The sequence below is a fragment of the Dyadobacter chenwenxiniae genome (genome assembly GCF_022869785.1).
GTDB classification, from domain to species: domain Bacteria; phylum Bacteroidota; class Bacteroidia; order Cytophagales; family Spirosomataceae; genus Dyadobacter; species Dyadobacter chenwenxiniae.
The window spans coordinates 415,658-428,155 of sequence record NZ_CP094997.1 but is presented as its reverse complement, the minus strand read 5'-3'; the positions used below and the strand labels follow the sequence as shown (position 1 = coordinate 428,155).

The following is a 12,498-nucleotide window of genomic DNA, read 5'->3' as shown; positions in this document are numbered from 1 at the left end:
TTTATCAAAATGGGCATCCTCGAAAGAAGAATAAGGCAAAAAGAAAACATGCGGACCAACATTTTGTCCGTGGCCTTGCAGCTGGTGAAGGACGAAGGCTGGCAATCGTTGTCTATCCGCAAGATCGCCGATGCCATCGAGTATAGCGTTCCGGTAATTTATGATCACTTCGAAAATAAAGAAGCCATCCTGTTTGAACTTTCTATGGATGGTTTTCGGTTGCTGGAAAGAACGCTCGAGAAGAACAAAAAGAAATATCCGGATCCCCAGCAACAGCTAAGAGCGCACGCTGAGGCCTATTGGAACTTCGCATTTAAGAATCCCGAGTATTACCAACTGATGTACGGACTGGGTATGCCCTGCTCCGGGGCCGGAAAAATCAAGCCGGAATTCAATGTTTTCCGAGATTATATTGGACAAGCCATTGAAAAAATTGTAAAAGAAAAAAAATCGACCGACGATGAAACCTGCTTTAAAATTTATGCGTTCTGGTCGGTACTACATGGTCTGATCTCGATTGTGATGATGCGCTGCTCCGATATCGACGACTCTACAATGAACAAAAAAGTAATGGATGACACCGTGGAAGCATTCATAAAAAATTTATAATTTTTTTGAAAATAAGCTAACACCGTTAGTAATAATAACCACACTATCTCTTAAAAAAGTCTATTTCCACCACAAAAAACAACCTTCACAGCCATGACAAGGAATCAATTAACCAAAACGAGAAAGCTTGTCCCATTTCTGCTACTAGCTTCATTATCAGGCGCACTTTACAGCTGCGGGTCCACCACAGCCAACGCGCCGGCCGAAATGCCTGCCCAATCATTGCCCGTTCTTACCGTAAGCGACCATCAGGTTACCGCGCATAGGGAATTCACAGCATCCATAGAAGGGAGCCGCGATATCGAGATCCGCCCGCAAGTGGATGGCTATCTGGATAAAATTTCGGTTGACGAAGGTGCATACGTAAGAAAGGGTCAAGTGCTGTTCCACATCGATGCCCGGCCTTATACCGAGCAGCTGAACACGGCCAATGCAAGCCTGCAATCGGCCAAAGCAGCATTGGAAAGCGCGTCCATCAATGTGGATAAGCTTGCGCCGCTCGTTGCGAACAATGTGATCTCAGACGTTCAGCTAAAATCGGCAAAAGCCGCCTATGAAGCTGCAAAAGGCAATGTTGCGCAAGCACAGGCTGCTGTGGATGCCGCTAAAATCAATATTGGATACACTTCCATTAAAGCGCCCGCCGACGGCTATATCGGCACGATTCCATTCAAAACGGGAAGCCTGGTTGGAAAAGGGACAATGGAAGCCCTTACTGTGCTATCCGAAACCAAGGACATTCACGTGTACTTTTCTATGAGCGAGCTGGATTTCCTGGAATTCAAAAATCAGTTCCCCGGCAATACTGTGGAGCAGAAAATCAAGCAAATTCCACCTGTTGAGCTGCTTTTGGCCGATAACAGCATTTATCCGCAGAAGGGAAAAGTGGAAGTTGTAGAAGGCCAGTTTGACAAAACTATGGGCGCGATAAACTTCCGGGCTACATTTCCTAACATGAACGGATTGCTGCGTTCAGGTAACACCGGTAAGGTAAGAATTCCGAGAGAACTGACCAAATCTGTTCTGATCCCGCAGGAAGCCACATTCGAGCTGCAAGATAAAGTGTTTGTTTACACCGTTCTGGACAGCAACAAAGTGGAAGGCCGCCCTGTAACCATCTCCGACCGCAGTGGACGTTATTACCTGATTTCCAATGGCTTAAAACCCGGAGAAAAGATCGTATACAACGGCTTGGACAGGCTTAGGGATGGAATGGCCATCGCTCCGCAAAAAATGTCAATGGACAGCCTGCTGCTTGCCAATCCCATTTAAGCAGATATAATAAAAAGTGGTCCCACCCGGCGAATAGCGCCATAGCATTGCAAAATGCTATGGAGTGCTATCGTGTGCAAAACAAATTCACTCAACATCTACTCTGACACTCCGGAGTAAAACAGCATCTTTATGTTTCAGAAATTTATAGAAAGGCCAGTTCTTTCGACGGTTATCTCCATCCTTATACTATTACTGGGAGGTATCGCGCTGACGACATTGCCCATTACCAAATTCCCCGACATTGCCCCGCCGACCGTACAAGTTACGGCGGTATACCCGGGAGCAAACGCAGAAGTGGTTGCCCGCGCGGTGGCCACGCCCATCGAAGAAGCCGTGAATGGTGTTGAAAACATGACCTATATGACATCGTCGTCCAATAATGATGGTACGATGGCACTGAACGTGTATTTCAAACAAGGCACAGACCCCGACATTGCGGCTGTTAACGTGCAGAACCGCGTATCCAAAGCGGTAAGCCAGATTCCCCAGGAAGTGGTTCAGGCCGGGATCTCGACGCAGAAACAGCAGAACAGTATCATCATGTTCGTGGCTTTGTCGAGCGAGGACAGCACATATGATGAGACGTTTTTATTGAATTACATCAAGATCAACCTGGTGCCGCAACTCCAACGTATACCCGGCGTCGGACAAGCCCAGCCTTTCGGAACGAGGGATTATTCGATGCGCATCTGGCTGAAACCCGACCGCCTTGCGGCTTATAAATTGTCCCCCCAGGAAGTGACCAGCGCTATCCGTGAACAGAGTCTGGAGGCAGCTCCGGGACGTTTGGGAGAGAGCAGTAAGGAAGTCTTCGAATACGTTTTAAAGTACAAAGGAAAGCTTACGCAGAATACTGAATATGAGAACATTATCATCAAAGCAAACAGTGACGGTTCGGTCATCAGACTGAAAGATCTGGCGCGTGTTGAATTTGGTTCTTACACCTATTCATCCAATGGTAAACTGAACGGCAACGCATCTTCGGGTGTAGCCGTTTTTCAGACAGCCGGAACGAATGCGAACGAGATCCTGATCCAGGCCGAAGCATTGCTTGCGGATTTCGAAAAAACGCTTCCTAAGGGCATGAAAACGACCATTATGTATAATTCCAAAGACTTTTTGGATGAGTCCATCGGCCAGGTCCGCACGACATTGATCGAAGCGTTTATACTGGTTTTCATTGTCGTATTTATATTCCTTCAGGATTTCCGCTCAACATTGATCCCTGCCATTGCCGTGCCTGTGGCCATTGTTGGAACGTTTTTCTTCATGCAGCTTTTCGGTTTCACGATCAACTTCCTTACGCTGTTTGCATTGGTGCTTGCCATTGGGATTGTGGTCGATGATGCCATTGTCGTCGTCGAGGCCGTCCATTCCAAGATGGAGCTCACGCATCTGCCTGCGCAAGCTGCTACCAAAGAATCCATGAATGAGATCTCCGGCGCGATCATTTCGATTACGCTTGTCATGGCGGCGGTTTTCGTTCCTGTCGGTTTTATGCAGGGCCCGGCCGGGGTCTTTTACCGGCAGTTTGCCTTTACGCTGGCCATAGCGATCCTGATATCAGCACTGAATGCCTTGACGCTGAGTCCTGCGCTATGCGCATTGTTTTTGAAAAATCCTCATGCAGACCAGTCGCCCGATGGCCATCTGGTGCGGAAAGGCTTCTCAGCGAGATTTTTCTCTGCATTCAATACGGGTTTTCAGACGATGACAAACAAGTATATCAACAGCCTGCGGTTTCTGGTGAAACGCAAATGGATCACCATTGTCGGCTTGCTGGTTATCACAGGTGCAACGCTTTGGCTTACACAAAAAACACCGACAGGCTTTATCCCCACGGAAGATCAGGGCTTTCTGCTTTATGCGCTTAACACGCCTCCGGGAAGCTCGCTGGACCGTACACAACGGGCAATGGCCCAGGTGGATAGCATTGTAAAAGGCTCACCCATTTCGGATCAGCGCTACATTGTGGAAGGGATGAACATCATTTCCAATTCCAATGCTTCACCTTATGGCGTCGGTTTTATCCGTATGAAACCGCAGGCTGAACGGGGCGAAGTGCAGAATTTTGATCAGATCGTGGCCATGATGTCGCAAAAAGTACGCGCCGTCAATGATGCGAATGCATTTTTCTTCACATTCCCTACTGTGGATGGTTTTGGTAATGTCAGTGGTTTTGAATTTATGCTGCAAGATCGCGGCAATGGTTCGCTGGAAAAGCTGAGTGCGACTACCAACCAGTTTTTGGCAGCCTTGATGAAGAAAAAAGAAATTGCTTACGCCTTCACAACTTTTGCAACGGCGAATCCCCAGTATATGCTGGAAATTGATAATGCCAAAGCCAAGCAATTGAATGTGCCCGTAAATGAGCTTTTGCAAACGCTGCAAATTTATTATGGCAGCAGCTTCGTCTCGGATTTCAACCGTTTTGGTAAATATTACCGTGTTATGGCGCAAGCCGATGCTTCTTACCGGACCAACCCTTCGTCTTTGAACAATATCCATGTCAAAAATACGGAAGGAGAAATGGTGCCGGCAAATCAGCTGGTAACACTGAAACGCGTTTTCGGACCTGAAACGGTGACCCGCAATAACCTGTACAATGCAGTGGCGATCAACGGAACGCCGAAACCGGGTTACAGCACGGGAGATGCCATTCGCGCTGTGAGAGAGACAGCTGCGGAAGTTTTGCCCAACAACTACCGTACAGAATGGACGGGAATGACAAGAGAGGAAATCAATGCGGGTTCGCAGATCCTTTTGATCTTTGTCCTAAGCCTTGTCTTCGTTTATTTCTTGCTGGCGGCCCAGTACGAAAGTTACATCCTGCCTTTTGCCGTGATCTTTACCATTCCGCTGGGTGTTTTCGGGGTGATGCTGTTTATCAATTTATCCGGCATTGAAAACAACATTTACGTGCAGGTTGGACTGATCATGCTTATCGGTCTGCTGGCCAAAAACGCCATTCTGATCATTGAATATGCCGTGCAACGTCGCAAGGCGGGCATGAGCATCATTGAATCGGCTATGGAAGCTTCGCGGCTGCGGTTAAGGCCCATTTTAATGACATCCTTTGCATTTATCGTCGGTTTGATCCCTTTGATGAGGGCAACAGGCGGATCGGCTTTAGGTAACCGGTCTATCGGAACAGGCGCGGTGGGCGGTATGTTAACGGGTGTGATCTTCGGGATTTTCGTGATCCCGGTGCTGTATGTCATCTTCCAATATTTACAGGAAAAAGTAGTCGGTAAGCCCAAAGAGCTGCGTGAAGGTTTGGAACATTAACCTACCCTTTGAAATACAAAAACCGACGATCCTAATAAAGAACCACAATTATGAAACTGAAATTTAGTCAAATATATATCCCGCTTTTCATGCTGCTGACGGTGCTGGTCGCTTCCTGCAAAGTGAGCAAAGATTATCAGCGACCGGAGCTTGCGTTGCCGACGCAATATCGCAACGTGACCTTCGCGGATACGGCAACAATTGCTGACGTGGAATGGAGAAAGTTCTTTCCGGACACAACGCTGCAAAGGCTGATCGAGCGTGGACTTGCCTATAATTATGATCTGCAGCTGGCTTTGAAACGCATCGACATTGCCGACCAGCGCGTGAAGCAAGCGAAGTTTTTGCAAATTCCTGCATTGGATTTGCAGATAACGGGCACATACAATCGCCCTTCCAGCAACAGTTTAAACGGGATCAGTGCAAGCAATTTTTTGAAATCGAAACACATTGAAAACTATCTCGTCGCAGTGAACCTGAGCTGGGAAGCAGATATCTGGGGTAAGATCCGCAGGCAGCAGCAGGCTACGCTGGGCCAATATTTGCAGACTTACGAAGCAACCAAAGCGGTTCAGACCAAACTTGTGGCTGACATTGCCAAAGGTTTTTTCAATCTGTTAATGCTTGACAAGCAACTAGCCATTGCGAAAAGTAACCTGGAACTCAGCGAAAATACTTTGAAACTGACGCGTCTTTTGAAAGATGCGGGCGAAGTTACATCGCTCTCTATCCAGCAGTCCGAAGCACAGCGCGAATCGATTGCATTGCTTCTTCCACAGCTCGAACAGGACATTGCCATACAGGAAAATGCTTTGCAAACCCTGACCGGACAAATGCCCGACAGCATTGCGCGGAAAGTCCAACTGTCTGATTTTAATGCCAATGACAGTCTGGCAACAGGCGTCCCCGCAGCCGTGGTAAGCCGCCGTCCCGATGTGCGCGCAGCAGAAATGTCTGTCCTGGTTGCCAATGCGCAATTGGGTGTAGCGCAGGCCAATATGTACCCATCGCTGATCATTACTGCGGGTGGCGGGCTCGAATCATTCAAATCCAGTAACTGGTTCAACATTCCGGGATCTCTGTTCGGGCTTGCAGCGGGAACGATTGCACGCCCCATCATTGCCAGAAGACAGTTAAAAACAGATTTGGAAGTTGCCAAAATTCAGCGTGAACAGTCGGTCATCGAGTTTCGGCAGTCGGTGCTGAATGCGGTTGAGGAAGTTTCCAATTCTTTGATCCAAACCCAGAAATTGAGAGAGCAGGAAGCAATTGCCAACAACCAGGTGACCATTTTACAGCAAGCCATTACCAACGCGCAGCTACTCTACAAAAGCGATATGGCCAACTATCTGGAAGTGATTACCGCTCAGGGAAACGCATTGCAAGCCGAGTTGAACCTGGCATTTATTCGCAGCCAGTCGCTTATTGCCCGCGTTGATCTTTACCGCAGCCTCGGCGGAGGTTGGAAATAATTGTTAGGCATGTGAGCATTTATTAGCCATGATTGAATAGTGCAACAGGCCGGGCGCCGGGAACCTTCGATGGTTCCCGGCTTTTTGCCGTCATGTGTTCAAAAGCGATTATTTGTCACAAATCCCCCCTTTAATTGTCACCGTATCGCCTGCATTAGTGCATTTAGTCTTATTAAATTTGTAGCGTCGAATGCTCACTTCATCAACATGGCAACCGTGTTACTGCTCGTTGCCTCAAAAATAATTATCAAAATGGAACAGATCGTTTTAGTAGAAATGGTGCTTGGTGCCTGGAATAAATATATTGAACAGCTGGATGATTTTTTCGATAATCTGCCTGACGATGACTTTGATCTTGAAGTGTATCCGGGCAAAAACCGTGTGCGTTATATTATCGGGCACCTCACAGCCGTAAACGATGGAATCCTCTCATTGCTGGGCGCCGGTGAACCACTTTACCCCGAGCTGATTGATGAGTTTCTTATCAAAAGTTACAGAGCCGGCAGCTCCGGGCACAGCATCAATGATCTCAGGATATATTGGAGGAACGTTAACCGCACATTGACAACCTATTTTTCCACCATGCCGCTCTCAGAATGGTTTAAAAAAAACGCCGGGATATCGGAAGGAGATTTTTTGCGGGAGCCACGCTGCAATAAACTGAACATTGTCCTGACCAAAACACATCACCTGGTTTATCACCTGGGCCAGCTCACTTTATTAAACAGTAAAATAAGAAATATGGCAAGCTGAAATCAAAACTTGCAACAATGTTGCAAATAAGAAAAGTAATGCTAACTTTGTGCATCACCGCACCGTTGACTTAAACGACTGCGGAGCCAACCTTTATAGCATTAAGCATCATGAAAAATACTGATTTCGAAGTCATCATCATTGGCGGCAGTTATGCCGGGCTGTCTGCCGCAATGAGCCTGGGCAGGTCATTAAGGAAGACATTGGTGATTGACAGCGGCAAGCCCTGCAACGCTCAAACGCCACATTCACATAATTTCCTGACGCAAGACGGACAAACGCCAAAACAGATAGCGCTTACTGGTAAAGAACAGGTTTTGAAATACCCTACCGTTCAATTTTATGATGGATTGGCTACTGCTGGCCGGAAAAACGATGCAGGTTTTGAAATATCGACGACAGCCGGCGACACATTCACTGCAACGAAACTGATTTTTGCCACCGGGGTCAAAGATCAAATGCCGGAGATAAAAGGTTATGCTGAATGTTGGGGGATTTCGGTGATACATTGCCCCTATTGCCACGGTTACGAAGTGAAACATGAAAAAACCGGCATTTTTGGGAATGGGGATACGGGTTTTGAGTATGCCAGAATGATCTCGAACTGGACAAAGGATCTGACCATCTTTACAAACGGCCCTTCGACATTCACCCCTGAGCAAACTGAGAAACTTTCTGCTCATCATATTCGCATTGTCGAAAAACCAGTCGCTGCGCTGATTCATGAAGATGGAAAAGTCGAAAAACTTGTTTTTGAGGACCATTCTGACGAACCGATCACAGCGATCTATTCACGTCCCGCATTCACCCAACATTCCGAAATTCCTGAACAATTGGGCTGCGCACTGACCGAAACCGGGCTTTTAAAACTTGAAATGTATCAGCAAACCAGCGTTGCGGGCGTGTATGCAGCCGGAGATAATTCCCATATGGCCCGCTCGGTCGCACTGGCAGTTTCAGCTGGCTCCATGGCCGGCGCTCTGATCAACAGGGAGTTGATTGAAGAGGCTTTTTAAGCCTGTCAGCCTAGTGACTTCCTACTTCAAATCACCTTCTGAGGCGCGCCAAAAAGCATCTCACCAACGCCTGAGGTCTTCACTCCTACTCTCACGTACACATAATCCCGGCCCGCAAGCGCAGTTGGAAGGCTTGGCAAAGCTTCACATTTACAGGATCGGGATGCTCAATCGGACAAGGGTGCCGTGTAGTTTAACCCTGAGCATTCCTCGAAAGCTCATCAATAATGCCAATCAATTACAAAAAGCATGGCATTATTGATGAGTCCAATTCGGCTCATTTACTCCTCATTAATGAAAGCCGTAAGCAAGTAAATTAACAGAAAACAGTCACGCGATTTTCTCGCAAGTTGACATCTGGAACTTCGGCTTCCCACCCAATGCATTTTTTCGGAACAACAGGAAGTGATGATCGTCTTCCTAATAAAAGCGGCGTCCAATAAAGGCTAAAAAGCAATTTTTCAGCCAAATACGGCCGTTTTCATAAGCCTGCCGATATCGGTATGATATGGAAAACCCCCATTATTTAGTTGGTCAAAAGATGAATATACGTAGAAATATTTTTACAAATATTTGTAGATTTATAATATGATTTTTCTTTTTATCACTAATTTCCCTGACCAAGAAGCCTTAATAAGGCTCTTTATTAGTAAAACCTTTCACATTTCGACACCTGGATGGATGAAACTCTACATTAAATATATGGTCAGTTTGAGATGCAAAATGCTGGTGGCCGAAGAACTGCAAAAGCTGGATATTTCCTTCACCGAGCTCGATCTGGGCACGGTGAACATTACCGGCGACATTCTTCCTGCCAAGCTTGCGATACTGAAATCGAACCTGCTAAAATCTGGCCTGGAACTGATGGATGACCGAAAAAGCATTTTGACCGAAAAAATTAAAAATCTCATCATCGAGATGGTTCATTATTCAGACGAATTTCCGCGGGTGAACCATTCCGAATACATCAGCAATCGACTTGGCTATGATTACACTTATCTCGCCAACATATTCTCAGAGGTGAAAGGCATCACTATTCAGCAATTTATCATCATTCACAGAATAGAGAGAGTGAAAGAATTGATCTTGTACGATGAGCTGAACCTGACAGAGATTTCGCAAAAGCTCCATTACAGCAGTGTAGCCTATTTATCGAATCAGTTCAAACATATAACCGGGCTTTCTCCATCCTTCTACAAGCAGTTAAATGGAAAGAGAAAAGACAACCTAGAAAACGTGTGAATCTTACAACTAATTCGATTCAACGTGTAACACAACCTGACTAGGCCCGGGTCATATTTGTAACGTGAAAATTTCTTCACAGTTATACATACGACATATGAAAACATCTTTCTTCAACATTCTAGCGGTTACTTCCTTAACGATTTTTGCTGTTAATTTTAGTTCGGCTCAAATAGTCCCGAATTTGGGCGTTGCCGACCGTTTTGCGCTTTATACTTCTGCCGGAGAGTTTGCCAACACCGGAACTACAACAGTAATCGGTGATATCGGCGCGGGAGTGGGTGTCCAAACGGGCGATCCGGTAACTGTTACCGGTCAGACTCACTTTGCCGACGCAACGGCGGTTGCTGCAGTCGCAGATGTTGCTGCTGCCTACGCCCTACTTGCAAGCGAGACGACCAATCCGTGTACATTTTCTCTGAGCTCGACCATCACTGGTGGGACCGTACTTGCACCGGGCGTACATTGCAGCACGACTGCAACTTCTATGACAGGGTCTCTGACTCTGAATGGCGATGCGGACGATATTTTTATCATTAAAATCAATGGGGCATTTTCTGTTGACGGCACTTCGAATATTCTATTGACAGGAGGAGCTTTGGCAAAAAATGTGTACTGGCAAGTTGGCGGCGCACTAAATTTGGCGGCAGACGTAAATTTTATCGGCACTGCTATCAATAACGGCGCGATATCGCTTGCTTCGGGCGCTACACTTTCGGGCAGGGCTTTGTCTGTTGCCGGAAAAATTTCCCTTAATAACAACACTGTATCAAACGCAGAGGTCTCACTGCCAGTAACCCTGGTAAGTTTTGAAGTTAAAAAGGGTGAGAATGCCTCGGCAGCGCTCAATTGGGCTACGACTTCGGAAACCAACAGTGACCGTTTTGAAATCCAGCGCAGCCAGAATGGAAAGACCTGGATTAAAATTGCGAATGTGCTCTCTGGAGGCGAAAGCAAGCTGCTTCTTTCCTATTCCTTTGTAGATCCGACTCCTTATCCAGGCAACAATTTGTATCGCTTGAAAATGATTGACAAAGATGGAACCTTCGCGTTTAGCCGTATCAGAAGCATTAATTTACAATCCGATAACAGAACGGCGCTTTATCCCAACCCAGTCGTTGACCGCTTAACGGTCCTGACCAGCGACCTGGATAAGATTGAGCGTGTACAATTCATGAATGTGGCAGGCAAATTAATGCTGGATCAAAAACGGTCAAATTCTTCAAATGTGATTTCAGAATTCAATATCAATTCCTTCCCTGCCGGACTGTATATTGTCAAGGTGACTTTTGCCGACGGGTCAGTAAATGGTTCTAAAATAGTGAAAAAATAAGTCGTTATCACACCTCTTTAGATAGATGTAGGCAGCTATATGCACACTAATTTATTAAACAAAGGCCATCATTTAATTACTATTTTTTTCGATTACTTTCTTTTATCTTTGCTAATGATCAATAAAAGCAAAAGCTAATCCGCTGAATAAAAAGCGGGCTGGATAATTAAATATGGTCATTCCGATTTTAATGGAGGGTAAGTCGAAATATTTAAGCAGCCTGCTTGTCATTATTTTACTGGCTGCTAGTTCTCTGGCGGTACACGCGCAGGAGAAACCGCGCATTTTCGTCAGCACCGATATCGGCGGCACTGATCCTGACGATTTCCAGTCCATGATTCATCTGCTGATGTATGCCGATCGATTTAAAATTGAAGGATTGGTTTCTACATCATTTCAAACTGGCCGCAAGCAAAATATCCTGGACATGATTGATCTCTATGAGAAAGATCTTCCTAAACTCAAAAAACACAGCAAAGGCTTTCCCGACCCGGCCTCTCTGCGAAACATTTGCAAACAAGGGGCCATTGCGTGGGCACCATACAAAGGGTTCCGTAAGTCAACCGAGGGCTCCGAATGGCTCATTTCCTGCGCCAAAAAATCCGTTACCCAGCCACTCTGGGTGTTGGTTTGGGGTGGCATCGAGGATGTTGCGCAGGCTTTGCATGACGCCCCCGAGATCAAGAAAAACATCCGCGTTTACTGGGTTGGGGGACCTAATAAAAAGTGGGGCGTGAATGCCTACGATTACATTGCCGAAAACCACCCGGACTTGTGGATGATCGAATGCAATGCCTCTTACCGCGGCTGGTTTATGGAATCAGAATCGCCCAAGGACATCACTGCCGAGGCTTACTATCCCAATTATATCAAAGGACGAGGCGAAATGGGAAAGGACTTTATCCATTATTATAAGGGGCACATTAAAATGGGCGATACACCTTCGCTTGCGTACCTCATGCACGGTGATCCGGAAGATCCCCAGGGCCAAAGCTGGGGCGGCTCTTTCACTCCCATTACAAGAAGTTCAAAAACCATCTTTAACCGAAACAGCACCGTTGCCGACACCGTTGCGACCTACGGCGTCATTGAATGGCGATTCAACGGTCCAAAGATTAACGTCCCTTCTGACTCAACCGTTTTCACACTAAGCATAGGCGGTCAGCATTGGCCGGGTTATTACATTAGCGAAGGAACCTACGCCGTCCGCTACTCCCCCAAGCAAATCGAAGTCGGCGAATACGTGACAATAAGCTCCATTACAGAGCTCAACGGTCAGAAAGGAACGTACGTCAGCAAAGCGCCCTGGCCCGGAAAACCAGAGCCCAACGACTTTAAACTGGAACAACACTGGTATGGTGACAAGCCCGATCAAGAGCTGTTCCTCGGCCAGCAACAAGGCGCAAAAACGGTTTCCAAGCACCGGAAAGCATTTTTAATGGACTGGGCGAAGCGTTGGGAGTGGTTGGAATGAGGCACCGCTCATAATACTTTCGGGCGACTTAATTTC

General features: G+C 46.7%; 10 protein-coding genes. 9 read left to right on the top strand and 1 reads right to left on the bottom strand.

Features of this window, described 5'->3' with window-relative positions; all coding sequences use genetic code 11:
• Window positions 1-9 precede the first annotated feature (9 nt).
• The 6 genes from MUK70_RS01705 (at window position 10) to MUK70_RS01680 (ending at window position 8,413) form a co-directional block, all read left to right on the top strand.
• A complete protein-coding gene (locus MUK70_RS01705) occupies window positions 10-609 on the top strand; it encodes a TetR/AcrR family transcriptional regulator (protein ID WP_244784639.1) in 600 nt (199 codons plus the stop codon).
• Window positions 610-702: 93 nt separating this feature from the next.
• The gene (locus tag MUK70_RS01700; RefSeq protein ID WP_234655642.1) at window positions 703-1,881 is read left to right on the top strand and encodes an efflux RND transporter periplasmic adaptor subunit; all 1,179 of its coding nucleotides are present in this window, start codon (window positions 703-705) and stop codon (window positions 1,879-1,881) included.
• 132 nt (window positions 1,882-2,013) lie between these two features.
• A complete protein-coding gene (locus MUK70_RS01695; protein ID WP_234601924.1) occupies window positions 2,014-5,172 on the top strand; it encodes an efflux RND transporter permease subunit in 3,159 nt (1,052 codons plus the stop codon).
• 50 nt (window positions 5,173-5,222) lie between these two features.
• Window positions 5,223-6,644, top strand: coding sequence for an efflux transporter outer membrane subunit (locus MUK70_RS01690; RefSeq protein ID WP_234655643.1), 1,422 nt, complete (start codon window positions 5,223-5,225; stop codon window positions 6,642-6,644).
• Between the two features lie 252 nt (window positions 6,645-6,896).
• On the top strand, window positions 6,897-7,397 hold the full coding sequence (locus tag MUK70_RS01685) for a DinB family protein (protein ID WP_234655644.1): 501 nt from the start codon (window positions 6,897-6,899) through the stop codon (window positions 7,395-7,397).
• Between the two features lie 110 nt (window positions 7,398-7,507).
• Complete coding sequence (locus MUK70_RS01680) at window positions 7,508-8,413, top strand: NAD(P)/FAD-dependent oxidoreductase (RefSeq protein ID WP_234655645.1); 906 nt, start codon at window positions 7,508-7,510, stop codon at window positions 8,411-8,413.
• 26 nt (window positions 8,414-8,439) lie between these two features.
• Here MUK70_RS01680 and MUK70_RS31030 read toward each other — a convergent pair whose 3' ends face one another.
• Window positions 8,440-8,553, bottom strand: a complete 114-nt coding sequence (locus tag MUK70_RS31030) for a DUF3823 domain-containing protein (protein ID WP_255716639.1) — start codon at window positions 8,551-8,553, stop codon at window positions 8,440-8,442.
• A gap of 541 nt (window positions 8,554-9,094) precedes the next feature.
• On the opposite strand from MUK70_RS31030, the gene MUK70_RS01670 reads away from it, so the two are divergent.
• From MUK70_RS01670 to MUK70_RS01660, 3 genes are all read left to right on the top strand, one after another.
• The gene (locus MUK70_RS01670; RefSeq protein ID WP_234655646.1) at window positions 9,095-9,655 is read left to right on the top strand and encodes a helix-turn-helix domain-containing protein; all 561 of its coding nucleotides are present in this window, start codon (window positions 9,095-9,097) and stop codon (window positions 9,653-9,655) included.
• A gap of 97 nt (window positions 9,656-9,752) precedes the next feature.
• Entirely contained in the window at window positions 9,753-10,988 is a 1,236-nt protein-coding gene (locus MUK70_RS01665; protein ID WP_234655647.1) for an ice-binding family protein, read from the top strand.
• Between the two features lie 172 nt (window positions 10,989-11,160).
• Window positions 11,161-12,462 carry a nucleoside hydrolase-like domain-containing protein gene (locus tag MUK70_RS01660; RefSeq protein ID WP_234655648.1) on the top strand — a complete coding sequence of 434 codons (1,302 nt, stop codon included), beginning with the start codon at window positions 11,161-11,163 and terminating at the stop codon, window positions 12,460-12,462.
• Window positions 12,463-12,498 lie beyond the last annotated feature (36 nt).

Coding starts and splice junctions, on each gene's coding strand:
- MUK70_RS01705 (WP_244784639.1), top strand. CDS start 10: ATGGGCATCCTCGAAAGAAGAATAAGGCAAAAAGAAAACATGCGGACC.
- MUK70_RS01700 (WP_234655642.1), top strand. CDS start 703: ATGACAAGGAATCAATTAACCAAAACGAGAAAGCTTGTCCCATTTCTG.
- MUK70_RS01695 (WP_234601924.1), top strand. CDS start 2,014: ATGTTTCAGAAATTTATAGAAAGGCCAGTTCTTTCGACGGTTATCTCC.
- MUK70_RS01690 (WP_234655643.1), top strand. CDS start 5,223: ATGAAACTGAAATTTAGTCAAATATATATCCCGCTTTTCATGCTGCTG.
- MUK70_RS01685 (WP_234655644.1), top strand. CDS start 6,897: ATGGAACAGATCGTTTTAGTAGAAATGGTGCTTGGTGCCTGGAATAAA.
- MUK70_RS01680 (WP_234655645.1), top strand. CDS start 7,508: ATGAAAAATACTGATTTCGAAGTCATCATCATTGGCGGCAGTTATGCC.
- MUK70_RS01670 (WP_234655646.1), top strand. CDS start 9,095: ATGAAACTCTACATTAAATATATGGTCAGTTTGAGATGCAAAATGCTG.
- MUK70_RS01665 (WP_234655647.1), top strand. CDS start 9,753: ATGAAAACATCTTTCTTCAACATTCTAGCGGTTACTTCCTTAACGATT.
- MUK70_RS01660 (WP_234655648.1), top strand. CDS start 11,161: ATGGTCATTCCGATTTTAATGGAGGGTAAGTCGAAATATTTAAGCAGC.